Below are 25,852 nucleotides of genomic sequence, written 5' to 3'. Positions count from 1 at the left end.
CAGTCCCACTTAACCGACTGCCTATCCAAGCCCTAACGGGTAATGCTATTTTGACTCTTATCCTTTTACGCACACCACCTGACGCAAGGTATGCACAATTTCCACCAGCGATGACTGCGCTTCCATCACAGCATCAATATCTTTGTATGCCATCGGGATTTCATCGATCACATCGCTGTCTTTACGGCATTCCACATGGGCAGTTGCACGTTTTTGGTCGCTCACGGTGAAGCGTTTTTTCGCCTCGGTACGGCTCATTACTCGGCCAGCGCCATGACTACACGAACAAAAACTTTCTTCGTTTCCAAGACCGCGAACGATATAGCTTTTCGCTCCCATTGAACCAGGAATGATCCCCATCTGACCTTTACGGGCAGATACCGCACCTTTACGTGTTACCAAAACTTCTTCACCGTAATGCTGCTCACGCTGTACATAGTTATGATGGCAATTCACGGCTTCCTGCTGTGTCGCAAAAGGTTTTGGGATCTCACGTGACAATGCTTCAAGCACTCGGTGCATCATCACTTCTCGATTCTGACGGGCGTAATCCTGTGCCCAACCTACCGCTTCCATGTAATCGTCAAAATAACGACTGCCTTCCTCAAAATACGCCAAATCGCGATCTGGCAGGTTAGTGATATGCTGTTGCATATCTTTCTGCGCCAGTGTGATAAATAAATTACCAATAGCATTACCCACACCACGGGAACCACTATGCAGCATCACCCAAATGCGATCGGCTTCATCAAGGCACAACTCGATAAAATGGTTCCCCGTTCCCAGTGTTCCTAAATGCTGATGGTTATTGGTGTTCAATAGTTTCGGGTATTTATCAGTTATACACTTAAACCCATCCGCCAATGTCGCCCAGTGTTGATCCACAATCTCTGGCGCTTTATACCAAGAACCTTTATCACGGCCTCCGCGGTTTACGGTACGCCCATGCGGCACAGCCGCTTCGATGGCATGACGGATATTCAACAGGCTATCCGGTAAATCAGATGCCATCAGCGAAGTACGCACTGCAATCATTCCACAACCGATATCCACTCCAACCGCAGCTGGAATAATGGCGCCGTGTGTCGGGATCACGCTACCGATGGTGGAACCTTTACCGACATGAACATCCGGCATTACCGCCAGATGTTTGAAAATAAAAGGCATCTTGGCCGTATTCTGCAATTGGGTAATGGCTTTGGGATCAACAGGTACTCCATTCGTCCACATTTTTATCGGCGCACCATTCTCTTGCGTCAATAAGTTATAAGTGTTGGTTGTCATTTTTGTTGCCATAGTTGTTGTCACAATTGTTCTCCTTTGATTTTTACCAGCCCGTTTAACACCTGATCTAAACCGCCATATACTGAAATTTGATTAATACGTTCCGCAATGCTTTCCAATGTTTCTAATTCTTTCAAACGTAAAGCAATTGGGTTGTTTTCCATCACTTTTGCTGTATTCAACAGTGAGCGAGTCGCCGCTGTTTCTTCCCGACGTCGGATCACATTGGCTTGAGCAGATTTTTCTGCTTCAACGACCTGGGACAGAATGGCCTTCATATCACCGGGTAAAATAATGTCTTTTACCCCCAAGGATGCCACTTCCAGACCAAAATCTTCTGTCACTTGCTGGATTTTCTTGCTGACCAGTTCATCGATAATTTGTTTATTTTCCAAAAGCTCATCCAAAGAACGGGTTCCCACCACTTCTCTAAGAACAAATTGCAGTTCGCGATACAGGTATGCCACTGGCTCACTAAGTTGCTCATAAGCCATCATCACATCGTGATAACGCCAATTAGCCGATAAATTAATACGTAAATTGACTTTATCCCGTGTCAATATTTCTTGTCCGCCAACTTCCAACGCCTGTAAACGGGTATCAACGATCTCAACGGTAACGTCATGTCCAATCCGCCAGTAACCTTTTAAACTTGACTGTAATAATTCCTGCGCCACACCATCTACTTTTAAAATTCCAACATGCCAAGCCGGAATTTGGGCTATCAAAACGCTCTCCAACCCTTTCACGCTACGTTTACGCGACACGGAAGTAGTCAACAGTGCAACCAATTCAGGTGAAACTTCCAGTTCTGAGGCTTTAAGCACCTCAATACGACGCGGTTTACCATTTTTCCAATATAAGCAACGGGTTGCAGGGGATAAAATTTCAACTAAAACATCATGTTCATACAGCAACCCCATCTCATCATCTGCAATCTGAATACCATCGCAATACCGCTCTACCCAATCACTATGGTGTTGACGTATATGCTCAGCCAAATCTTCTTCAACTTTCTCTTGTGAGCGGGTATCAATGATTTCAACGCCAACATCGTGTCCAAAACGCCAGTAACCTTGTAGCCCTGGTTGCAATAACTGCTGGGCCATACTATCAATGCTCAAAATGCCGATATGCCATGCCGGAATTTGGACAAGCAGCACACTGTCCAATCCTTTTATATTGCGTTTGCGTGCCTTTGACGGCTGAAATAAAGCCAATAACTCAGGAGCTATCGCCTGTTCTCTCGTTTTGAGAATTTCAATTCGGCGCTGGCCACCGTTTTTCCAATACAAACGGCGTGTTGCAGGAGGTATAATTTCTACCAATAAATCATGTTCATACAGCAATCCCATTTCATCTTCAGAAAGCTGGATATTGTCGCAATATTGCTCAACCCAATTGGTATGATACTGGCGCAAGTGTTCTGCCAACTTGGTTTCAATTTCGCAGCCTCCCAGTTCAAAAACCGTCAATTTCAGTTTGTTAAACCAGTTATAGAAACGATAATCACCGACGGTCAAAAGTTGTTGGTATTCGCCTTCTTTAGCCAATAAACCAATTTGTCCCTGCAATATTTTGATTTTTTTCATCATTGTTATTTTCCTTTTTCATTATTCTTTCATTCTGAAAACTGGGCATCAGAGCGAAACTAAGGGATGAATACATCGGTACTTAAACTGCAGTAGCTCAGTATCCTGCCCTTGGCCCAGCTGCATCTGCCGAGTCTTCAAAATGGTGGCTTTCAACAGACAACCACTTTTTTATTTTTCTGTTGTTACAGTGTGTTTTACTGGGAAAGTAAAAGACTCATTTAAGTTTCGAACTTGGGACTCGAACCCAAAGTAACCCTAATGTTGTTCGTCAATTGTCTTTCATTGACGGAATACATGTAGCGTAATGACCTTATGCCATCACCCATGCACCGGCCGGACTTCGAATCCGTACTATTTCAATGTGTTGACACTCTAGTTATTGCCAATTGCGTGCCAACTTTGGTAAAAAGCAGAAATATTTTTTATCTATCTGAAAAACAACTGTTTTTATTTTCTACTGTTTTTGGTGATTGTTTTTGCAGTTCAAATTTCTTATCTTTTTGTATCGCTATTTATAAATTTAAATAAGAACACAGAGAAGATAATGAAACGCAGAATCGCCATTGGTGTATTGGGTACAAAGTTAGATAGACGGGGTAAAAAGGCCAATCGCTGGACAAAATGGCGTCCTACGGTTGGGATGTGTCAACAGCCAGAGTTGCCGATTGATAAGCTGGAATTGCTCTATCAAACCAATGACTACGTTTTGGCGGAGAGAGTTAAAGAGGATATTGCTCAAGTTTCACCACAGACCAAAGTGGTATTGAACGAGATACAAATTGAAGACCCATGGGATTTTGAAGAAGTTTATACTGCTCTACTGGATTTTGCCGTTCGTTATCCATTCGACACTGAAAACGAAGAATATCTGGTACATATCACAACCGGCACCCACGTTGCGCAAATTTGTTGGTTCCTGTTGACTGAAGCCCGTTACCTGCCTGCCCAATTGCTCCAGACATCACCCAAAAATGAAGGAGATGAGAGCCATTCCGCCGGCGTTTATACGATTATCGATTTAGACCTCAGCCGCTATACCACCCTGACTAGCCGCTTTCAGCGCGAACAACAGGAGCAGGTCGCATTCTTGAAATCAGGTATTGCCACACGCAATACCAATTTCAACCGCCTGATCGATCAAGTGGAACGTGTCGCTTTACGCTCTACTGCGCCAATTTTGCAACGGGGCCGACTGGTGCAGGTAAATCCTTTCTCGCCCGCCGAATCTATCAATTACGGCAATCGCGTCATTTAATCGCAGGACGATTTGTAGAGGTGAACTGTGCCACTCTGCGCGGTGATAACGCGATGTCTACCCTGTTCGGACATGTCAAAGGGGCATTTACAGGAGCCATTCAGCCACGAAACGGGCTTCTTTGTGAAGCCGATGGCGGCATTTTGTTTCTTGACGAAGTGGCTGAACTGGGGTTGGATGAGCAAGCAATGCTGCTGAAAGCGATTGAAGAAAAGAGTTTTCTGCCTTATGGATCTGATAAGGAAATACGCAGTGATTTTCAATTGATTGCCGGTACACACCGTGATTTACGAGATTGGGTCGCTCAGGGGAAACTCCGCGAAGATCTCTATGCCCGTATCAATATGTGGACTTATCAACTGCCCGGTCTGGCACAACGTCGTGAAGATATCGAGCCGAACATAGATTATGAACTTGCTCGTTATGCACAAATGCAGCAAACACAAGTTCGCTTTGATAAAGAAGCACGGCAGATTTACCTGCATTTTGCCTGTTCAGAACAAGCTCAGTGGCGAGGGAATTTTCGCGAACTCAGTGCTTCCGTCGCACGGATGGCGACGTTCGCCGAAAATGGGCGTATCAACCAACTTTTGGTTGAAGAGGAAATCACGCGACTTAAACAAAACTGGCGCGTCGAGGATCACGTTTTCCTGCTGCCAAATACTCTGCCGGAAATTGATCTGTTTGACCGCCAACAATTAGAAACGGTGATTAAAATATGTCGTGAATCCAGCAGCTTATCAGAAGCAGGTCGCAAGCTATTTGCCGTTTCCCGTCAACAGAAAAAACAGCCCAATGATGCTGACAGATTACGCAAGTACCTAGCCCGATTCGGTCTGGATTGGGAGAACACTCAACATTATTAGAACGACATCAAACATTAGAACAACAGTTAGGAGAACAACAACATGGAACTGAAATTTTTAGGTACCAGCGCAGGCATTCCCACAAAAGAACGCAATGTCACCAGCCTGATCCTCGATTTACAAGGCATCCGCAACGCACTGTGGATGTTTGATTGCGGAGAGGGAACCCAACACCAAATTCTCCATTCCCCCGTCAAGATACCCAAACTGGAGAAAATTTTTATTACTCATCTGCATGGTGATCATATTTTCGGCTTGCCCGGTTTATTGTGCAGCCGTTCAATGGGCGGTTCCACTGATCCCCTCACTTTATATGGGCCGACCGGCATACGTCAGTTTGTGGAAACCACATTGCAACTGAGTAGTTCTTTCCTGACCTATCCGCTGGAAATCATCGAAGTCCAGCCCGGACAATTGTTTGATGATGGTGAATTCAAAGTCACGGCTTATTCCCTGAATCATCGCGTGGAATGTTATGGTTATCGCATTGAAGAACACGATAAACCCGGCGCACTTGATGCGCAAAAATTGAATCAGGATAGTATTCCCCGTGGCCCGTGGATGCAGGCCTTAAAACAAGGCGGAACGGTGACACTGGAAGATGGCCGTACAATTTGCGGTAAAGACTATTTAGGCACCCCGATCCGTGGAAAATCGTTGGCCATTTTCGGGGATACGGAGCCGACTCCCGAAGCACTAAAACTGGCTGCCAATGTTGATGTGATGGTGCATGAAATCACGCTGGAAGATGCATTTGCAGCGAAAGCCAATGAGCGCGGGCACTCCACCACCAAACAAGCCGCAACACTCGCGCGTGATGCCAAGGTAAAACACTTTATCGCCACACATATCAGCGGACGCTATAGTATAGAAGATTGTCCACGATTATTGGAGGAATGCCAGGAAATATTCCCGAATACCGATCTGGCCGAAGATTTTGCGGTATTTAAAGTTAAATAACTTCTCACAAGAAAATAAAGAAGAAGGAGATGAACCAGTAGGATTCAAGTAATAGATTTCAAGTTGCAGCATAGCTAACAAAGCGGCAACTTGGAAAATAAAGAGGATAAACGTGATATCTGTATAAATATCAGTATCAATTCTGATATATAATATTTTCCGAGAAGTACCTCTCAAAAGCATTCCGGCAGAACTATTTTTATATTAGTTGTTTATATAGTTAACACCCTGCAACAAAAATAAAAACTCCAGAGAGATAATAATGAATTACGCAAAAGTTTCACCTAGGATTATTAATCCGTTATATAAAAGCTACGAAGAAATCCACACTTCTGAACTGGATCAAGAACTTATTTTACTGGTAGAAACACGGGTATCCCAAATAAATGGTTGTGCTTATTGTTGTCATCTTCATGCTGAAGCAATCCGCAAAGATCATGGCATAGAACAAGTAAAACTGGATAAATTGCCCGCGTGGTTCAATTCCAATATCTACAGCCCAAAAGAGAAACTAGCATTAGAATGGTGTGAAGCTTTAACAACAGATCTTAAGCAAAACACGCTGGATAAAATAAAAGAGCGTCTTGATGCTGTTTTTACAGAAAAAGAGATTGTTGATCTAACCGCTGCTATTTCCCTCATAAATGCTTTCAATAGAATGGCTGTCAGTTTGGGTGATAGAGACGAATAATCATATCATTATTCCGGCCATTAAATCTGACAGTTAATGAAAACAGAAATTTCTTCCCGTAAGCCTTGCGGTGAATGCTATCGTGAGTATAATGCGCGACGATTTGCTGGGAGAAAACATGAAAGATTACGCCGTAAAGGTTGTTAAAAAACATCAAACTAACAAAACACTGTCTGCTGGCAGCGTAAGCGCATTGTTTTTCCCATTACTTAACCGAACATTTAAAAAGCCCCTCAATTGAGGGGCTTTTTTTTGCCTACCCAGTTCAAGGCTAGAAGTCATAAAAGAGGAACATAAACATGGCTAACCCGTTATATCGCAAGCATATCATTTCAATTAATGATCTGAGCCGCGCAGATCTGGAACTGGTATTGCAAACGGCCGCTGCATTGAAAGCCAATCCACAGACTGAATTACTGAAACACAAGGTGATTGCAAGTTGCTTCTTTGAAGCCTCCACCCGCACCCGCCTCTCTTTTGAAACCGCTATTCAGCGACTTGGTGCTTCCGTAGTTGGCTTTGCTGACAGTAGCAACACCTCATTGGGTAAAAAGGGAGAAACTCTGGCTGACACTATTTCTATCATCAGCCAATATGCCGATGCTATCGTCATGCGTCATCCACAGGAAGGTGCGGCACGACTGGCTTCTGAGTTCTCCGGTCATATCCCCATTATTAATGCCGGCGATGGTGCAAACCAACATCCGACCCAAACTTTGCTCGATCTATTCACTATTCAGGAAACTCAGGGCAGACTGGAAAACCTGAAAATCGCCATGGTCGGTGATTTGAAATATGGCCGTACCGTTCACTCACTGACACAAGCATTGGCAAAATTTAATGGCAACCATTTCTGTTTTATCGCCCCAGATGCACTGGCGATGCCAAGCTATATTCTGCATATGCTGGAAGAAAAACAGGTAAGTTACAGCCTCCACAATAATTTTGAAGATGTCCTGCCTGAACTGGACATTCTGTACATGACCCGTGTCCAGAAAGAACGTCTTGATCCTTCAGAATATGCCAATATCAAGGCTCAATTCGTTCTGCACGCAGCGGATCTGGTCAATGTCAAAGAGAACCTGAAAGTGCTGCATCCGCTGCCACGTATCGATGAAATCACGGTAGATGTAGATAAGACGCCATATGCTTACTATTTCCAGCAAGCAGGGAATGGCATTTTTGCCCGTCAGGCATTGTTGTCGCTGGTGTTGAATGAAGATGTTGTCATAGCTCACTAAAAAGAATAAACAGCCATTAATATTATGATTGAGGAAATTACGCCTTAGTCATAATATTATTTTATTCAAGAAGAATTTTATTTATTCAACCTATTATTACTTATCTAAGTTTCCTATCACGTTAATAAATATAACAAAGAGAAATAATTAAAATCTCAATAATTAATTTCAAATATATGTGCATTTGAAGCGCTTTTCTTATTTTAACTCGAAGTGAATTTCGCACAAGAATTATAGTGATTTTAAGCATATTTCACTACCAGAACAGATTTTTTGATATTAAGCCCCAAAACTGACACATTAATTATCGGGATAAAGCCAATGACCCGCTTCTGCGGATGTTATCAGCATCTGAACCGTCAAAGGTGCTGGATCGTGATGATCCGTTTGCAGATAACGAGGGAGAATGGCATTAGGAAGAAAAAGAATCCCTGTGTTCGGAAAGTACCGGCGAAAATTAAAACCGGTCATATCCACGTTCAGTTTCTCAGCGTATTCCTCCAAAAAATCATAAGCATCTTCAGGTACAACGCAATAGTCGCCTGTGCTTAAAGAATCCTCATCTGACATATCCCAGAAATGTTGTTTTATAAGCGTCCGAACACCATCAGCTTTGTTCATACTAATGATTCCCCCCTGAGCCAACAATCAGTTTATAACGGTGTATAACATTTCGGGTTATAATAGCAAGAGTATAAGCGGTCAGCACGGCTCCCACCCACGGAAGCCAACGACCAACAAATGTAGCAAGACTGGTCGTATAAGCCCACTTGCCTTTCAACAGTTGCCCCCATGTAATGGTTTTGCGTCTTGTTTTGAACTTATGGCGAATGAGTTTGCGGCTCGCAACGGAAAGAGGGCTTGTACCTTTGGTAGCACCACCTCCTGCCTTACCAGGCGCGTCTAACACTGGTAGACTCGCCAGCATAGAAGCAATAGCGACTACATCAACAACAGTAAACTGTTTTCTAAATTCGTCTAAAATAAGCCAAAAAATTAGTTCAGTCTTATCAACATACATACCATCAAAATAATATTTATCCTTCACATGATTTCCTGGATCTATAATATTATACATTTGCTATATTAAATTTATTTAATTCAGTAAATTTCCAAAGAATACTTCGCCAAAGATGTTTTTCAGCACAAATTTTGAAATTTGTTAGAATAATTAAATACTAACATCGTGGAAATATCTTCGCATTTTAATTCATTAGATTAAGTTCAATCAATTATAGGTTTTATTAGCTTTTAAATACCTTGAGTATGATTTTATTCGGAACACTCCACAACCCAATCCTTAATTTCGTTGATATTTTGTTTAAAAAAACTAAACCCATATTAATTTTATGTATGCACTTATTACGAGGTACAATTTAATAAATAAGTTCTTTATCATTGTTAATGAAATATAATTGCCACTCCAAAATTTTTTCAAATTATTGAATTAGACACCTGTTTTGAGGAAGGAAAAATAGATAATAATCATGCCACAATATTGATTATGGCTGTATGCTAACTAGCTCGGTTTTTAATGATGAAAATCTTATCATTATCTTCAAAAACCGAGCCTAAATCGACGTAATTCTGACTATTAACCAGAAATTAAAACCATAAATACCTTATACAAGACGCTGAGGTTCAGACGCTTTTTGTTCAATGAGGGATAATTTCACTGGTACAGATTTTGAGGTTGGAGTGCCTGTACCATCACCAACACTTTCCATTGGTACTAATGGGTTGGTTTCCGGATAGTAAGCGGCAAGGTTTCCGCGTGGAATGGTGTAAGGAACCAATTTGAAGCCCGATACTTTACGCTTGATACCATCATTCCATACTGTTTCGATATCAACCAGATCACCAGCCTGATATCCCGATTGGGCAATATCTTCCGGATTCATAAACAGCACTTCCCGTTGACCATAAACTCCGCGATAACGATCATCCAATCCATAAATCGTGGTGTTGTATTGGTCGTGCGAACGCAGAGTCTGCAGCGTGAAAGGAACTTCAGTACCTTCAATTTGCGGGAATAGTGTTTTTGGTAACGGAGCATGGCTGAATTCAGCTTTTTTGCTTGGTGTAGCAAAACGTAATTCAGCCGCAGCATTGCCAAGATAGAAACCACCGGGGTGTTCGCATTTTGTATTAAAGCCATCAAATCCTGGAATGGTCGCTGCAATATGATCGCGAATTTTATTGTAATCCCCTGCTAATTCCAGCCAGTTAATTGTCGCGGTATTACCTATTGTCGCATTAGCAATGCCTGCAACAATCGCGGTCTCAGAACGTTGGGTATCAAATAGTGGTTTGTTCACCCCTTCTGAGGCATGAACCATACTGAAAGAGTCTTCTACCGTAACAAATTGTGATCCTGTAGCCTGAATATCCCGTTCGGTACGACCTAATGTCGGCAGGATAAGAGCGCCTTTTTTACCGGTAACAAGATGACTCCGATTTAATTTTGTGCTGATGTGTACGGTCAAATCACAGTGCTTAAGAGCTTCTTCTGTTCGTAAGCTATCCGGAGCTGCTGCCGCAAGGTTCCCACCCAGTGCGATCAACACCTTAACTTCATCACGCAGCATAGCACTCAGCGCTTTCACAACATTATGACCATGAGCACGAGGTGGCTCGAAACCAAAATGGGCTGCCATGCTATCCAGAAAAGATTTGGCAGGTTTCTCATTAATTCCCATTGTCCGGTTGCCCTGCACATTACTGTGACCACGCACCGGACAAAGCCCCGCACCGGGTTTACCCAACTGACCAAAAAGCAATTGAAGGTTAACGATTTCACGCACGGTAACCAAAGAGTGTTTATGCTGAGTTATCCCCATTGCCCAAGTGCAAATAACGCGCTCAGCATTTTGATAAATACTGGCTGCCTCGCGCAATTGTGTTTCAGTCAATCCCGATTGATCTTCGATAAATGACCACTCGGTTGCAGCGACCTCCTGCAAGTAAGCACTCAATCCTTCGGTGTAAATTGAAATGAATTCCAGATCAAAAATACCTGACTTACCTTCGGCCAGAAGAGTGTTATGAGTTTCCAAAAGCGCCTTTACAATCCCGCGTACCGCTGCCATATCTCCGCCAAGTTTAGGCTGATAGTAACGATGGCTAATTTTCCCTGCCATTGGGGTGATCACTTCGAGTGGTTTTTGTGGATCAGCGAAACGTTCCAAACCGCGCTCACGCAGAGTATTAAATGTGACAATACGAGCGCCATGTTCAGCGGCATGCCGTAAGCTATGTAGCATTCGTGGGTGGTTTGTACCGGGGTTTTGACCGAAAATAAAGATGGCATCAGCATGATCAAAATCTTGCAGCCGAATGGTGCCTTTCCCAACCCCCAAACTTTGCAACATACCGTAGCCGCTAGCTTCATGACACATATTGGAACAATCAGGGAAATTATTTGTTCCCAGCACACGGCCAAGCAATTGATACAGCCATGACGCCTCATTACTGGCACGTCCTGAAGTATACAATTCAAGCTGATTGGGGTTATCCATCGCCTTGATATGATGGGCAATCAGGGCAAAAGCATCGTCCCAGCTAATCGGCTCATAATGATCCGTTTGCGGGTTATAACTCATCGGTTCAACCACACGACCTTGATATTCAAGGAAATAATCACTTTGTTGGTAAAGTTTACTAACGCTGTGAGTTGCGAAGAATTCTCGTTCAACGTACCGACGAGTCGCTTCCCAAGTGACTGCTTTGGCACCATTTTCACAAAAACTAAAAAGGCTTTTGTTGTCATCTCCCCATGCGCATCCGGGGCAATCAAAGCCTTTGGGCTTGTTCATGCGCATCAGGTTAACCATATTTTTCAGTGCTTGTTTACTATCAAAGACAAAGCGGGTGGTTGCCTCCAGTGAACCCCAACCACCAGCAGCCGCGTGATAAGGTTTTATTTTTGATTTGAATTTCATAAAAATCTCTATTTTTTATGTCATGGTCAACACGAGCTGACCACAGATTTGCAGGTGAACCAATAACGCCGATTTCATCCATTGGCGGCTTACCACCGATGCAATCGTAGGGGCGAACTAAGTAGTCATGCTTCACGATATAACCCAAAAATAAGCAATGACCACTTCTTTATGATCATACTCCTATCCACCCATTATGGTAATTATTCCGTGGTTATATAACGAAAAAACCGAACTATTGCGTGGATGATACATGTGGATAGCGTTGTTCACGATGTTTAGTAACGGTCATGAATAACGGTAATGAAGAACAACAATGAATGATGGAGATCAAATATACGATATCAGAGGTCAGGCGGTTAGTAAGGCTTCTATTTTAATTCGGGGATAAAGGTTTTTCTTATGGTGGTATGAAGTTCAAATAAAAGAAACGTCACACCAACAGAGTAATTAGCTAAACATACTAATTTAATTCTTTTTTAAAGAAAACGACCTTTTCAGTCATCTGAAATCCCAGTCCAATGTGTGCCTTTTGCGACACAACATTATCCAATCCGGTATCAGATGCCAGTTCCTTACACCCTTTTTTAATTCCCCAAGATTGCACTTCATCCACTAATATCTTAGCTATCCCGCATTTTCTATATGTTGGAGAAACAAAAATCCCTTCCAAAAAAACTACAGGGCTACTGTTACAACCATTTACATAGTCATGTCTGATTGATGCATCCGCAAAGCCAAGCCCGTTCCCCTCTTCATCTAGTGCAATAAATGACACTAAGTTACGGGAAGAAATAATGCTTTCCCCATCGGCCTGATGGGCTTCCTTTGTATGGTGAGGCCACAGTTGCTCCCGCAATGTTATCCATACAGACAGGTTATTTTCATTAAGGTCTTCAATTAATATATTGATATTCATGTTATTTCTTAATAATTAGGTCAGATTTTTTTGCGAATTTTCTAAATAATTCCAATATTATAATTAAAGATTTGCAAAAAAATAAAATGAATCTAAATAATAAAACTTTGTAGCTATTAATGTCTTAATATTCATAAAAAATCATAACATAACTAAATATTAATATAAGCATTAATCAATCAATCTGATAAAACCTCTGACTATTATTTTTATCTGGAATCATCATAATAACCCCTCATATTTTGAGTTTTAACATGAGTTACTCGTTATGTTCCGTAGATAAATTTTGAACATAACGAGTAAAGATACTGTTTTTCGACACAAAAATCACACTTTCCACTATACAGATATGATTCCTTTCTTTCATATCCCTTCCTTAGTGTCCAACATTAACGCTAAATTCCCCTGATGCTAAGCACTTGTATTACCAAACCCCAATAGATAAGATTAGGTTATGAATATCAACGCACGATAATATATTATCAAAGAGATGATATAATGCAAGAATCGAACAATAAAAAAACAACAGAATCTGATACACTGTTATCCAATATTGCACAAAATATTGATTTTTTGATGAAAAAAAACAATATAGATCCGCAAACTCTAAGCAAATTGACAGGTCTGGGAATTGCGACTATCAACAGCCTCAGACGCGGTGTTGGAAATCCTACTATCGCGACTATTTTATCCATTGCTGATGTATTCGGTGTAAATATTGGCGAAATTACCGACAATAAATTGTATAAATCAAATGAAAATGAAGAAATTATTTCAACAATATCGCTAGTCCGTTATGGTGATTTGGATAGCTATATAGCCGGAAAAATAGTTAATTTAAATTTATACAAAATAAGTACTAATAGTCATAATGAACACTCTCTTTTCGCAGTAGAATTTTCAAACAATCTATTATCCCCGTACTTCGACAGCAACACGATTGCAATTGTCTCTAAAACCGAAAGTTTTTGTGACAGTGATGTCGTTCTCGTCAAAATTAAAGATGCCCCTATTTGTTTTAGACAAGTTTTTGTAGGTGAAAGTGGAATTTATTTTTCGATATTAGGAATTGAAAGCGAACCTAAAACTATATTAACTCATAATTACACAATAATTGGAGTTGTGATTAAATCAATTAAAAAATTAAAATAGGATGTTTATCATGAGTAAAATAATTGATTTTTTCAAAAAAACATTTAAACCTCGATATATATATAGTTTACAAAGATTCGAACCAATAAAAGATAATGGATTTTATATTTTGAAAGAATTAGGTACTCATACATGTATAAAAGCCACTGTAGAAGATATTTTTGATAGTGAATTATTATATAATATAAACCCTGCTGACATCATATTTATAACCCAGTTTGAAGAGTATGATATGAGAGAAAAACAGAAATTTGAAATAATAGAGGAGAGACGAGACCTTTCATTCACAATACAAAATGCTTATTATCGCCGTGAAATAAGTGGAAAAGAATTACTTATAGATCAGGATATAGTAGATAAATTAGATCCGACAAGCCTTGTAAGAATAGCCTATATGTCTGGCTTAAAAGACGGAAGAAAAATTTCTGATGAAATTTCAAGAGCAGAAAAAATAAAATCATCTAACCCTACGAAGTTAAAGGTAATAAAGTGACCTCCTCTTATTCCAATAAAACAAAATTCAAATATGATTCCCTATTTGTTGCTTTATCTGTCACAATAATGGTGACTTGTGATGTTCTCGTCTATAAAACTCTAGACTTTGGTGGTTTTAAAATCACATTCAGTGGGATTTTATTCTCTTTTTATTTCCTAATATCAACAATTCAGACAGAAGTTTATGGATATAGGCAAGGAGTCAACACTGTCTGGATAATAGTGCTGTGCCAATCAATTTTTGTCATGATTATCTTCGCCGCATCGCACGCACAGCCAGAAAACAACCAAATATCAATGAATTTCAGAGCATTGTTTGGTGAGTTCTGGCGAGTGATGGTAGGAACGTGGACTTCTGTACCTATTGCTTATTTTATCAATGGGTTTGTGATCTCTACCTTGAAAAAAGTCTTTCTTGGTCGATTTTTTTTCATCCGGTATATCATTGCTTCAATGATTACTCAAGCCGCTCTTCTACTATCAGCATATCCTATAAGCCTCTCGTCAAAATACAGCTTTAATGAATTAGTGACCATAATCGCAACAACATGGTTTTATAAAGTTATCATGTCCATCATTCTTCTACCGATAGGCATTTTCTTAGCAGATAAAATAAAAAAATTAGAATCAACTGATACTTACGATTGGAACATATCATACAATCCGTTTCTTTTCAGAGGTAATAAAAAATGAAAGTTATTCACTTAACAGACATACATTTAACCCGAAATCGCGATCAAAAAATGTTTGATGTAAATCCTTATGAAAATTTTGATTTTGTTTGTGATGAAATATGCAGAATAAAAACACTTACTGAAATAGAGCTAATTATTGTATCCGGTGATATTGCAAATGATGGAGATGTCGATGCCTACAGATACTTTTTGCAAAAAATGGAGTCACTAAAGACACCTTATATAGCGATATTGGGTAATCATGACCTCAAGAATAACTTTGATATCGCTCTCTCAGAAGAACAAAACCAGTATATTATCAATTCCCACGAATATAAAAATAAATCCTGGCATTTTATTTCAGTCGATACTGTTGTTGAAGGTGAAGATTTCGGTTTTATATCCGAAACTAACTTAGCTGAATTAGAAAGAAAAATTATTAAAAATAGCAATGCTAATATCGCCATATTCATGCATCACCATGCTATTCCTGTGGGTATACCACTTGTAGATATCTGCATGTTAAATAATGGTAAAGAATTATTGGCTCTTTGTGAGAAATATGAAGTCAAGTTCATCGGCAGCGGGCATGCTCATACTGCACGTGTTTGGTATCATAATACAATGACAACCTGTGTTGCTCCCGCTGTTGTATTCCAGTGGCTACCAGGTATAGATACCGTCAAAATATCAAAAGGCTTTGGTTTCAACATAATAGATTTTTCATCTGATGTATCTATAGCGTCGTGTATTTATTAAGGTTTATTCCCACTATTTTTCAAGTTGCAGCGCTATTAGCTGCACTTGTTCATTTTCATTCCGCTATTTCATTCTTCTATTTCATCCCACGACGAAATAAACAAACGTCCCCACATAGTTGCCAATCACGTAACCGACCGTACCAATCACCATTATCGGGCCGACCAGATTGATCCAACCACGGCTGATTGCCATTGCAGCGGCAGTAGTTGGCCCGCCGATATTGGCATTGCACGCCAGAATGCTTTCTTCAAGGCTGAATTTAAACACTTTGCCCACAGCAAAAGTCAGGATCAAGTTGATCATGGCAATCACAAAAACGAACGCAAATAGTAGTGGCGCATGATTGATGATGGCTTGAATGGAAGCGGGTATGCCAATCACCACAAAGAACATATAGATGGCATAAGTACCCAATTCCTGAGTACTGTTCAGTTTGCTGAATGTCTTTCTAAATATCGAGACGATAATAAAAGTGACAGTAGTAAGCAGCAGATATTTGTCGGAAATCAGGCTGAAAATCAGCTCTTGGTAAATATTATTTGGTTGTCCAAGCAGACTTTTTAACCACGATGAAAGATGAAATGACAGCGCGACGATAAAAATCGACCATGCCAGCGATAAGGCAATGTCTTTCAAGGCTATATTTTTCGGTTTCCAATAAGTGGCTGCTAACGTCTGGGATTTATCCAAATCAGGTATATTTTCAACCATGTCAGTATAGGGACTGCCCCAGAATTTTCTCGCTACTCCCCAACCGGATAAGACCATCAGGATAATAAAATAGGCTGCCATCATAAAATGATCAGCAACAATGGTCGATGCCACCATGCTTTGGGAAGTCTCCAGCTTGGCAGCCATTGCCGCAAAGTTAACACCTCCTCCTGTGTAAGAAGCGGATATCATGCCACTGATCTTATCTAATTCGGGTATGTAAGCTCTGAAAAGCCAGAAAGAAACGATTGCACCAATCATGGTAGCAACGGAAGAAATCAGGAAAATAATTAGTAACCGTCCACTTTCTTTAAGAATGCTGTGCAAGTTCGTTTTGAATAATAATAGGGGGATTGCCAATGGCAAGATATACTCCCAAACAGCATCGTAAACCGACGCTTCGGTAGGAATAATATTTACATTGGAAGCAAAGACAGCAATTACCAATGCAATCACAGCTCCCGGTATTTTAGATGCCCATTTGAAACGCTGCTCAGACATTATGGCAGCAGCAACAGCAATCATAATAAAAGCCCAGAGCATTAATGAGTTATCATCACTAATTAATGTGTTTTTCATTATTTATCCTGATATTTATCCAAATAAAAAATAAAATGTTTACACACTGCCCCATTAAATTATTTATTTATTAAAAATTAAATTTCATTTATTGCACCATAAATAGCAGGACGGTTTTTATAAAATGCCCACATGGAGTTACCGTAATCATAATGCCACCATTCAGTCGGTAAGTTGGTGAACCCCACTTGTGTCATGGCTTGATACAGTAATCGGCGATATAACGTGGCAGGCATATTGTTTTCTGGCGCTTTTTCTAATGCTGCGGTGTAAGAAAGTTCACTCACCTCGTCAAACTCTGTTCCCAAAAACAGTACATGACCAGATTCCATATTGAAGAGAGTAACATCCACGGATCCTCCCGTTAGATGGGGGCTGACTTGATTTTTCTCTACAGACGCTGGAGCTACAAATTGCTGCAATAGTCTCTGCTGTTCTTCAGTGGATAATTCAGTATATTGAGCCGCTATTTTTGCCTGTGTTTTATCTTGCAATGCCTGTTGGGTTTCCCGTGAGCGCCAACCATCCAATACTAAAATCCCTAAATGGGAAGGAAGTAATTGCGATGCCATCACTAATTTCTCAGCCACACTTTTCCTCACCATGCAATATTCAATGGCACCTTTTATTCCCGCAATATAATAAACTGATGTCTGTTTTAATTTATCTGAATAAGTAATTTTTTCTAAAGACTCACCACATTCATAAATGGGAATTCTATTAATTATTTTTCAATCAAAACCTGTTGTTACTGGGATCTTTTCCGCAGAATTTTTTTTCAGATCTATATTTTCAGAAGAAATAGAAAGCAACATGTTAGACCTTACGCTGTAATATTGGAACTGAATTATTTAAATAACAATGTATTTACAGGTTAGCAACACAAGTGGAAAGCATCAAATTTTATTTATTTTTTATTACTGAATTAAATCGTTTTTTAAATTAAATCGTCTTTAAAATTAAAAAGTTAATCAGGTGAAATGCCAAATCGTCTGTGACAAAATAAACCGATTTCCTTGATCCCCTAATATCTGGAGGAGGAATACCGAAAGGGTATTCATGACACAACATGACACAAGACCATCAACTACAAGTAGAAGCCATCAAATGTGGCACAGTTATCGATCACATTCCGGCTCATGTCGGCTTTAAGCTATTGTCGCTGTTCAAACTCACCGAAACAGACCAGCGCGTTACCATTGGCCTGAATCTGCCTTCCAATCATCTGGGTAAAAAAGATCTGATTAAGATTGAAAACACCTTTCTGACAGAGCAACAGGCAAACCAGCTCGCCATGTATGCGCCACACGCTACAATCAATAACATCGAAAATTACATTGTAGTCAAAAAGATGCCAATCAATCTGCCAGACCAGATCGACAGTATCCTTGTCTGCCCTAACAGTAATTGCATCAGTCATAATGAACCCGTCAACAGCAGCTTTCATATCATGTCAGTAAAAGATGATGTGGTGTTGCGTTGTAAGTACTGTGAGAAAGAGTTTGATCGTCAGGCCGTCATTGATAACGATTAATCCCCTATTCAAACAATCTATAATTCCAAACAATTTATAAGCCCAAACAATTTATAAGAATGTCCTGTATCAATTGATGCGGGACAGAGGATCACTATAATGGCGATCCAGGAAATTTTTCCATTTAGACGTCAAACAGGAGTTTCTAATGTCACGTTCTATCCATACCGAAAATGCACCAGCAGCAATCGGGCCTTATGTTCAGGGTGTTGATCTGGGCAGCATGGTTATCACTTCCGGTCAGATCCCTGTTGATCCAAAAACCGGAGCTATCCCTGAAGAGGTGACTGCCCAAGCCCGCCAATCTTTGGAAAACGTTAAAGCTATCATTGAACAATCTGGCTTGAAAGTGGCTGATATCGTAAAAACCACGGTATTCGTTAAAGATCTGAATGACTTTGCTGCCGTGAACGCAACTTATGAAGCATTCTTCGCTGAACACAATGCGCCATTCCCTGCCCGTTCATGTGTTGAAGTTGCCCGTCTGCCAAAAGACGTGAAAATCGAAATCGAAGCAATCGCCGTTCGTAGCTGATTTGTCGTTCTCTCAGCCCTGATAACTCCAGTATCAGGGTTGTTATCCCCGCTTTATTTGCCTATTTTATTTCCCGATAACCTTCTCTTTCTTTGTCTCAGATCAACTTTTCAGGTTGTATATTGGCTTAAATAATCTATATCTTGTGCTTTAATTAAAGCAATGCACTACATATAGTATTAATACACAAAGTTATCCACATCCCAAAAAAGCGAGCATTCATGTCATTTTTGCCTGTGGATACCATATTGAGGAGCCATGTTGTGAAAATGGTTGTGACGCTGCCGGATGACCGCCAAGTTGATGCTAGTAGAGACAATACCTGTGAACAGGCTTTCCATGAATGGCATGATCAATTGGATCAAGAAATCCGTGACCTGATCGAGCAACGTAATTTATCTTTGCTCAATGAAAACGCCAATAAAGACAGTAAGGTCATCCCAACTCAGCGGGATTTATTGGCGGGGATTGTCGCCCGACGATATGCCAAGCGGTATATGCTACCGCATGATGTAGTGCAGGCACATGACAAAGGCGAAATTCACTATCATGATCTGGATTACGCTCCGTTTTTTCCTATGTTCAATTGTATGCTGATCGATTTACAGGGTATGCTGACCAACGGCTTTAAAATGGGCAATGCGGAAATTGAACCACCCAAATCCATTTCCACTGCCACTGCGGTCACCGCTCAGATAATCGCGCAAGTTGCCAGCCACATTTATGGTGGCACAACCATTAATCGCATTGATGAAGTCCTCGCTCCTTTTGTTAAAGCCAGTTATGACAAGCATCTGGCCATTGCCAAAGAGTGGAATATTGCAGATCAGGTAGCCTATGCAGAAGCTCGTACAGAAAAAGAGTGTTATGACGCCTTCCAGTCTCTGGAATATGAAGTCAATACGCTGCATACCGCCAACGGGCAAACGCCGTTTGTCACTTTCGGTTTCGGGCTAGGAACAACTAAAGAATCCCGTCTGATTCAAATCTCGATTCTGCGCAATCGCATTGCTGGTTTGGGAAAAAATCGCAAAACTGCCGTTTTCCCTAAACTGGTTTTTGCCATTCGCGATGGATTGAATCATCGGTTTGGCGATCCTCATTATGACATTAAATTATTGGCACTGGAGTGCGCCAGCAAACGCATGTATCCCGATATTCTCAATTATGATCAAGTGATCAAGGTGACAGGATCATTCAAAACGCCAATGGGCTGCCGTAGTTTTCTCGGCGTTTATGAGGAAGACGGTCAGCAAATTCACGAAGGGCGCAATAATTTGGGCGTTATCAGCCTCAACCTTCCCCGCATTGTGCTTGAAACCAAAGGCAATGAAGCGGATTTTTGGCAACTTTTGGATCAGCGCTTGTTGCTCGCAAAAAAAGCGCTGATGACCCGAATTTCTCGCCTCGAAAATACTAAAGCTCGCGTTGCTCCGATCCTCTATATGGAAGGTGCTTGTGGTGTACGTCTGAAAGCCGATGACAATATTGCCGATATTTTCAAACATGGCCGGGCTTCTATCTCGTTGGGCTATATTGGTCTCCATGAAACGATAAACGCGTTATATGGTAATCACATTCATCTCTTTGATGATCAGCAGCGCCAACAAAAAGCCATTTCCATTGTTAAACACTTACGTAAGGCCGTCGATCAATGGAAGCTGGAGACGGGCTATGGGTTTAGTCTGTACAGCACGCCAAGCGAGAATTTATGCGATCGCTTCTGCCGTTTGGATACTGCTGAATTTGGGATGATTCTAGGTGTTACCGATAAAGACTATTACACCAACAGCTTCCATCTAGATGTGGAGAAAAAGGTCAATCCCTACGATAAGCTGGACTTTGAAGCCCCTTATCCGCCTCTGGCAAACGGCGGCTTTATTTGCTACGGCGAGTATCCCAATCTGCAACATAATTTGAAAGCACTGGAAGATGTCTGGGATTACAGCTACTCACGTGTGCCTTACTATGGCACCAATACCCCGATTGATGAGTGCTACCAATGCGGTTTTACCGGAGAGTTTGCCTGTACCAGTAAAGGTTTCATTTGCCCCCGATGCGGCAATCATAATCCAGCCTATGTCTCAGTTATTCGCCGTGTTTGTGGTTACCTCGGTAGCCCGGATGCCCGCCCATTCAACGCAGGTAAGCAGGAAGAAGTAAAACGCCGTGTAAAACATCTCGACAATGGGCAAGTCGGTTAATGCTATGAATTATCATCAATACTATCCGGTTGATGTGGTGAATGGCCCCGGAACCCGTTGCACGCTGTTCGTGTCAGGTTGCTTGCACCAATGCCATGGCTGCTACAACCAAAGCACGTGGCGAGTCAATTCGGGCCAGCTTTTTACGCAAGAAATTGAAGATCAGATCATCACTGACCTGAAAGATAGCCGTATCAAACGACAAGGTTTGTCATTATCTGGCGGCGATCCTCTACATCCCTATAATGTTCCCAGCGTGTTGCAGCTGGTTAAACGTGTACGAGAAGAATGTCCAGATAAGGATATCTGGCTATGGACAGGCTATATCCTCAATGAATTAAGTGAAATTCAACAAGAAGTTATCAGTTATGTTCATGTTGCAGTTGATGGGAGATTTGAACAAGCGCTGTATGATCCCTCATTAAACTGGCGAGGCAGTCATAATCAGATCATCCATTATTTAAGATAGAGAATAATTTAAGTTAGAAAATGCACTTAGTGAGCAGGCAGCGGCATTAACGCTGCCAATACAGTTTCTTGCCAAAACCGAGGGTGTTATTCACCATTTTGATTTTATTTATATTGAGCTGCCAGATTGGAGACTTGGCTTTAAGGGCGATAGGAAAACGACGGCAATAACGCGTTCTGGCAATGGTTTCGGCTTCACCTGTCAATGGAATAACTTCCCCACTGAATTGAATACCTTTGATTTGGGCAATGTTGCGTGTTTGGCCGGCAATAGTACCTGCAACGATAGGATTGTTTTGCATCATCTGACCGTGGCCGGTATCTGATTCGGTCATAAACCAGAGTGCCATGCTATCTGCGTCAAAGACATAAAAACAACTGGCACACCATAGATCTTGGGTAGAAGAAGTACAAAGAGTGAAGACATGTTGTTTAGCAAGATATTGACGAATTATTAAAATTTCTTTATTTAAAACCATATATTTCCATGCCGTTATCTTATCCAAATCATAACAGAACATGACTGGCACCCTATCCAGATACATGTTCTGTATTCGACTAAATAAACCAAGAGGTTTGTATAGAAATACTATAGGTTATTTATAAAGTTCGGCAACTCCGTTGAGTTGATTCTGACCAGAAGCAGAGATAACACGGAAATACACTGCACCAGCTTTGTCAGCTTTTTTGGATAACTCTTCGGTCAAGTTATCTAGTGTAGCTGCACCGGTTACTGAAACAACACCAATTTTATCGCCCTTAGCGACTTGAACTTCAGTAGCCGCAAAAGAACCAAATGAAACCGCACATAATGCTAAAACAGCGACAATATTTTTTACATTTTTCATATTTTTCTGCTCTGCTTATTTTAAAGATAAGATGAATACCTCGTATTTGCGAACATGTTATACTCCTGTTCAGGATAAGAGAATTAGCAATTATTGCTATGATTTTTCAATTTTTTTGAACAAAAATCACTACCACTATTTGACAAACGGCATACAATTTAAATTAATTCATTCGGTTACATAAAAAATATCAAGACTTCAGCTTAGAAGTACACTTATAATTACGCTTATAATTGAAGCACGAATTAATTTTCTATAGAAATTAAATTGTCGAAATTATTAAAAATAAATAATGAATATTAAAATATCTAACTGGTATATCTACCTGATCAGAACACGGGGCGGGCTTCTATATACCGGCATTACCACAAATATATCCCGTCGATTTATGCAACATGCGGCTGGAAAAGGAGCAAAATTCCTGAGAGGAAAAGGCCCCCTGACGTTGGTTTACCAAAGTCCGGTCAGGAATCAGGGAATGGCATTAAAAGTGGAATATCGCGTGAAAAGACTGAGTAAACAACAAAAAGAAAGGCTAGTTATTGACCAGCCTCTCTGTATAACGACTTATTTAATACATATTGGTTCATTTGAGAAGTTTTTCACTTAACCAGCGAATCCTTCAAAAGAAGCAGTCACGACCATAGGTTATCAAAATGGGCAGGATAAGTGACCAGCCCATGGCAATCCCCCTGTGAAATATCAGCCAAAGTGTGGATCAGGAAGTAATCTTCGCAATCAGGCCACTGGCAATACAATTGATATTCACTGGCAAGTTTAAAGCCCAAACGTTGGTAGTATTCAGAATCCCCAAGCACCACAACCGCTCCATAGCCAAACTCATTCAGACTATCCAGCCCTTCATAAATCAATTTTTCACCAAGCCCATGACAATGGTGTTGTTCTGCCACTGCTAATGGCGCCAAGCCAACCCATTGGTGATCTTCACCATTAATATCAACAGGCGCAAAACCGGCATAGCCAATCACATGGCCTTCATCGTCGGTTGCAACAATACCCAGTGTCAACAGACCATCTTCTCTTAGTTGATGAATTAACTCAGCTTCTGCCGATGTTTCAAAAGATTGGCGCAGCAAACGATCAATCCCCATAGCATCGACAGGAATTTCGACCCTGATTAACATGACGATAACGCGCGATCGTTCTGATCTGCGCCCTCTTTCTGTCCCGCTTTGATAAATTCAGCCAGACGCAATAAACCAAAGCGAAGAATGGATGGCATAGATTCCAGTTCAATGGAATCCATAAGATTTTTTACATGTAGTCCTAATTCTGTATTCCTTTCAATCCACAAACGACGCTGAAAAAGCAATGTGTCAGGATCTTCCTTGCAAGCAGCAATAAGGATGAAATCGTTGAATGCCTCTCGAAATTGCCAACCAAGAAACTGTTCCAGTACCTGACACTGTAAGACAAAAGGAGTTGCTTGCAATGGAAAACGTAGTAACGCAGACCCTCGATTGATCAAATGGGAGTGGATTTTATCTAGCACAACTCAGACTCCTTCTCGTGCAAAGTGACGCATATTCTGCCAAAAGCCCGCTGCATTTCCCGATCCTACATCAAGGTTCGATAATAAATCCCTTATCATAAAACGTCTACAGGACAAAATCGGCAGGAGCCATTTTTGCGGAGCTTATCCACAACCATCGTAGCGGAAGCTATATATGACCGTAAAATCTCCTTGTGGCATTTGTACGAAAACTACTCCAGACTAATTCGTTATTGATAAGGCATAGATGGAAACTTCCGAACATGTTTTCTAAGGCCGCCAAACCACGCAAGCTGCCGCTTTGGAAGCAACGATAACTTCCAAAGCGGCAGCTTTTTCCTGTAACAGAAAATCTTATAATTTCATAAAGTAGGCGTTTTTTCTGCACCTCAATTGAAACCAATCCTGTAGTACAGTGATCAACAGGATAACTATGGTGAGTTAGAGGTTGAACGTTGCTCACGCATGGACGGAATAACCATTTGCCACACAAGGGATACAATAGCCAGTACACCAATCCCCGCACCTACCCATGCCAGTGTTTCTAATCCCCATCCTCGTACTGTAGTACCACCAATCACTGAACCCAGAACAACCCCAGCATTAAAAGCCGCGATATTCATGCCAGAAGCTATATCCATTGCATATGGTGTGTGCCGCTCCGCTAGCATGAGTATCCTTGATTGCAACGGTGGAATTGCCCCATAAGTTGCCAACCCTAGTAAAGCCGTCAAACCAATCATCAGTGTAGAATTGGTAAGACTGAAACTCATCGCGGCAAGCACAACTGCAATGCCGACAAGAAGAACAAGTGAGGCAAGATCCATTCCTTGTCGATCTGTCAATCGACCACCCCAAACCGTACCAACAGCGGCTCCAATACCATAAGCAAGCAATACTCCACTGGCCGTTTCAACACTTACTCCTGTAATCGTCAATAATATAGGGGTAATAAATGTGTACAGAGCAAATGAAGCGGTATAGGAGAACATCGGAACGCTTGCACCTGCCAGCAAACGTCGATCAAAAAGGATAATAAGATGGCGCCAGCTAGCAGATACCTTTATAGCCTGCTCTCCGGCATCTTTTGGCATTTTGAATCCAATACCAATCGTTCCAACCAATCCACAAACAGCGATAATTAAAAATATGACATGCCAATTTAGTATACTACCCAGCCAAGTTCCCGCAGGAACGCCTAAGGACATGGCAATAGTGACACCACCGAATACCCAAGCAAGGGCAGTTCCGGCACGTTCAGATGGAACAAGTCGAGTCGCAACACCAGAAGCCACAGCAAAAAAAACGCCATGTGCCAGACCAGATAATAAACGAGCCCCTAAAAGAATCACCAAGTTTGCTGATGCGGCTGCTATTAGATTTCCAAGAGTAAATGCCAACATTGCAGTAAGAAGTAATCGTTTTCTCGACCAATTAGATGCCAGTGCCGTCAAAATGGGTGCCCCAATCACAACACCTAACGCATAGGCTGTCACTGTTAACCCAATACTGGTTACATCTACACCAAGATCTACTGACATCACAGATATCAGTCCAATAGTGATGAACTCTGTAAACCCTATCGCAAATGCACAAAGCGAGAATATATATATCACGAATGGCAT

At 41.1% G+C, this 25,852-nt stretch carries 25 protein-coding genes and 1 pseudogene; 13 read left to right on the top strand and 13 right to left on the bottom strand.

Annotation, left to right across the window (positions count from 1 at the left end):
- Positions 1 to 57 precede the first annotated feature (57 nt).
- Positions 58 to 1,284: an RtcB family protein gene (locus tag Xvie_RS03115; RefSeq protein ID WP_086108072.1), complete on the bottom strand. Its 1,227-nt coding sequence runs from the start codon at positions 1,282 to 1,284 to the stop codon at positions 58 to 60.
- A gap of 20 nt (positions 1,285 to 1,304) precedes the next feature.
- Positions 1,305 to 2,393 carry a slipin family protein gene (locus Xvie_RS03110; RefSeq protein ID WP_086108071.1) on the bottom strand — a complete coding sequence of 363 codons (1,089 nt, stop codon included), beginning with the start codon at positions 2,391 to 2,393 and terminating at the stop codon, positions 1,305 to 1,307.
- A 1,030-nt stretch (positions 2,394 to 3,423) separates the two neighbouring features.
- Between Xvie_RS03110 and rtcR the strand changes: the two are divergent.
- The 4 genes and pseudogenes from rtcR (at position 3,424) to pyrB (ending at position 7,892) form a co-directional block, all read left to right on the top strand.
- Positions 3,424 to 5,000 (top strand): annotated as a pseudogene (gene rtcR / locus Xvie_RS03105) (RNA repair transcriptional activator RtcR).
- Between the two features lie 42 nt (positions 5,001 to 5,042).
- Entirely contained in the window at positions 5,043 to 5,960 is a 918-nt protein-coding gene (rnz, locus tag Xvie_RS03100) for a ribonuclease Z (RefSeq protein ID WP_086107910.1), read from the top strand.
- A gap of 262 nt (positions 5,961 to 6,222) precedes the next feature.
- Positions 6,223 to 6,651, top strand: coding sequence for a carboxymuconolactone decarboxylase family protein (locus tag Xvie_RS03095; protein WP_086107909.1), 429 nt, complete (start codon positions 6,223 to 6,225; stop codon positions 6,649 to 6,651).
- A gap of 299 nt (positions 6,652 to 6,950) precedes the next feature.
- On the top strand, positions 6,951 to 7,892 hold the full coding sequence (gene pyrB / locus Xvie_RS03090) for an aspartate carbamoyltransferase (protein ID WP_086107908.1): 942 nt from the start codon (positions 6,951 to 6,953) through the stop codon (positions 7,890 to 7,892).
- Between the two features lie 300 nt (positions 7,893 to 8,192).
- Here pyrB and Xvie_RS03085 read toward each other — a convergent pair whose 3' ends face one another.
- The 4 genes from Xvie_RS03085 to aac(6') form a co-directional block, all read right to left on the bottom strand.
- Entirely contained in the window at positions 8,193 to 8,513 is a 321-nt protein-coding gene (locus Xvie_RS03085; protein ID WP_086107907.1) for a DUF1493 family protein, read from the bottom strand.
- Between the two features lies 1 nt (position 8,514).
- Entirely contained in the window at positions 8,515 to 8,970 is a 456-nt protein-coding gene (locus Xvie_RS03080; protein WP_086107906.1) for an STM2901 family protein, read from the bottom strand.
- A 544-nt stretch (positions 8,971 to 9,514) separates the two neighbouring features.
- Positions 9,515 to 11,833, bottom strand: coding sequence for an FdhF/YdeP family oxidoreductase (locus Xvie_RS03075; protein WP_086107905.1), 2,319 nt, complete (start codon positions 11,831 to 11,833; stop codon positions 9,515 to 9,517).
- 463 nt (positions 11,834 to 12,296) lie between these two features.
- On the bottom strand, positions 12,297 to 12,752 hold the full coding sequence (gene aac(6') / locus Xvie_RS03070; RefSeq protein ID WP_086107904.1) for an aminoglycoside 6'-N-acetyltransferase: 456 nt from the start codon (positions 12,750 to 12,752) through the stop codon (positions 12,297 to 12,299).
- 498 nt (positions 12,753 to 13,250) lie between these two features.
- Here aac(6') and Xvie_RS03065 point away from each other — a divergent pair, with 498 nt between their 5' ends.
- Genes Xvie_RS03065 through Xvie_RS03050 form a run of 4 tightly spaced genes read left to right on the top strand, consistent with a single transcriptional unit; the run spans position 13,251 to position 15,832 of the window.
- Positions 13,251 to 13,904 (top strand): helix-turn-helix domain-containing protein, encoded by a 654-nt coding sequence (locus tag Xvie_RS03065; protein ID WP_086107903.1) that lies wholly within the window; start codon positions 13,251 to 13,253, stop codon positions 13,902 to 13,904.
- A 10-nt stretch (positions 13,905 to 13,914) separates the two neighbouring features.
- Positions 13,915 to 14,397 carry a hypothetical protein gene (locus tag Xvie_RS03060; RefSeq protein WP_139838798.1) on the top strand — a complete coding sequence of 161 codons (483 nt, stop codon included), beginning with the start codon at positions 13,915 to 13,917 and terminating at the stop codon, positions 14,395 to 14,397.
- Positions 14,394 to 15,092: a VUT family protein gene (locus tag Xvie_RS03055; RefSeq protein ID WP_086107901.1), complete on the top strand. Its 699-nt coding sequence runs from the start codon at positions 14,394 to 14,396 to the stop codon at positions 15,090 to 15,092. Before Xvie_RS03060 ends, Xvie_RS03055 begins: the two co-directional genes overlap by 4 nt.
- A complete protein-coding gene (locus tag Xvie_RS03050; protein WP_086107900.1) occupies positions 15,089 to 15,832 on the top strand; it encodes a metallophosphoesterase family protein in 744 nt (247 codons plus the stop codon). Before Xvie_RS03055 ends, Xvie_RS03050 begins: the two co-directional genes overlap by 4 nt.
- Before the next feature lie 81 nt (positions 15,833 to 15,913).
- On the opposite strand, the gene Xvie_RS03045 is transcribed toward Xvie_RS03050, so the two are convergent.
- Both Xvie_RS03045 and Xvie_RS03040 read right to left on the bottom strand, forming a co-directional pair.
- Positions 15,914 to 17,125, bottom strand: a complete 1,212-nt coding sequence (locus Xvie_RS03045; RefSeq protein ID WP_086107899.1) for a DUF819 family protein — start codon at positions 17,123 to 17,125, stop codon at positions 15,914 to 15,916.
- A 77-nt stretch (positions 17,126 to 17,202) separates the two neighbouring features.
- Entirely contained in the window at positions 17,203 to 17,730 is a 528-nt protein-coding gene (locus tag Xvie_RS03040; RefSeq protein ID WP_086107898.1) for a M15 family metallopeptidase, read from the bottom strand.
- A gap of 464 nt (positions 17,731 to 18,194) precedes the next feature.
- Between Xvie_RS03040 and pyrI the strand changes: the two genes are divergently transcribed.
- The 4 genes from pyrI to nrdG all read left to right on the top strand — a co-directional run bounded on the left by pyrI (position 18,195) and on the right by nrdG (position 21,867).
- A complete protein-coding gene (gene pyrI / locus Xvie_RS03035; RefSeq protein ID WP_086107897.1) occupies positions 18,195 to 18,659 on the top strand; it encodes an aspartate carbamoyltransferase regulatory subunit in 465 nt (154 codons plus the stop codon).
- A gap of 148 nt (positions 18,660 to 18,807) precedes the next feature.
- Entirely contained in the window at positions 18,808 to 19,194 is a 387-nt protein-coding gene (gene ridA / locus Xvie_RS03030) for a 2-iminobutanoate/2-iminopropanoate deaminase (RefSeq protein WP_086107896.1), read from the top strand.
- Between the two features lie 221 nt (positions 19,195 to 19,415).
- The gene (gene nrdD / locus Xvie_RS03020) at positions 19,416 to 21,398 is read left to right on the top strand and encodes an anaerobic ribonucleoside-triphosphate reductase (protein WP_341865633.1); all 1,983 of its coding nucleotides are present in this window, start codon (positions 19,416 to 19,418) and stop codon (positions 21,396 to 21,398) included.
- Positions 21,399 to 21,402: 4 nt separating this feature from the next.
- Positions 21,403 to 21,867, top strand: coding sequence for an anaerobic ribonucleoside-triphosphate reductase-activating protein (gene nrdG / locus Xvie_RS03015; RefSeq protein ID WP_086108069.1), 465 nt, complete (start codon positions 21,403 to 21,405; stop codon positions 21,865 to 21,867).
- Positions 21,868 to 21,913: 46 nt separating this feature from the next.
- Here the strand turns inward: nrdG and Xvie_RS03010 are convergent, their stop codons facing one another.
- Both Xvie_RS03010 and bhsA read right to left on the bottom strand, forming a co-directional pair.
- Positions 21,914 to 22,345, bottom strand: coding sequence for a YhbP family protein (locus Xvie_RS03010; RefSeq protein ID WP_086108068.1), 432 nt, complete (start codon positions 22,343 to 22,345; stop codon positions 21,914 to 21,916).
- Between the two features lie 117 nt (positions 22,346 to 22,462).
- Positions 22,463 to 22,714 (bottom strand): multiple stress resistance protein BhsA, encoded by a 252-nt coding sequence (gene bhsA / locus Xvie_RS03005; protein ID WP_086107895.1) that lies wholly within the window; start codon positions 22,712 to 22,714, stop codon positions 22,463 to 22,465.
- A gap of 292 nt (positions 22,715 to 23,006) precedes the next feature.
- On the opposite strand from bhsA, the gene Xvie_RS03000 reads away from it, so the two are divergent.
- Positions 23,007 to 23,324 (top strand): GIY-YIG nuclease family protein, encoded by a 318-nt coding sequence (locus Xvie_RS03000; RefSeq protein WP_422645941.1) that lies wholly within the window; start codon positions 23,007 to 23,009, stop codon positions 23,322 to 23,324.
- Positions 23,325 to 23,349: 25 nt separating this feature from the next.
- Here Xvie_RS03000 and Xvie_RS02995 read toward each other — a convergent pair whose 3' ends face one another.
- From Xvie_RS02995 to Xvie_RS02985, 3 genes are all read right to left on the bottom strand, one after another.
- Positions 23,350 to 23,859 carry a GNAT family N-acetyltransferase gene (locus tag Xvie_RS02995; protein ID WP_086107894.1) on the bottom strand — a complete coding sequence of 170 codons (510 nt, stop codon included), beginning with the start codon at positions 23,857 to 23,859 and terminating at the stop codon, positions 23,350 to 23,352.
- Entirely contained in the window at positions 23,853 to 24,227 is a 375-nt protein-coding gene (gene ubiT / locus Xvie_RS02990) for a ubiquinone anaerobic biosynthesis accessory factor UbiT (RefSeq protein ID WP_086107893.1), read from the bottom strand. The genes Xvie_RS02995 and ubiT overlap by 7 nt, the downstream gene beginning before the upstream one ends.
- A gap of 431 nt (positions 24,228 to 24,658) precedes the next feature.
- Entirely contained in the window at positions 24,659 to 25,852 is a 1,194-nt protein-coding gene (locus tag Xvie_RS02985; RefSeq protein ID WP_086107892.1) for an MFS transporter, read from the bottom strand.

This window comes from Xenorhabdus vietnamensis, from assembly GCF_002127535.1.
Taxonomy (GTDB): Bacteria; Pseudomonadota; Gammaproteobacteria; order Enterobacterales; family Enterobacteriaceae; genus Xenorhabdus; species Xenorhabdus vietnamensis.
This window is presented reverse-complemented; position numbering and strand designations above follow the sequence as displayed.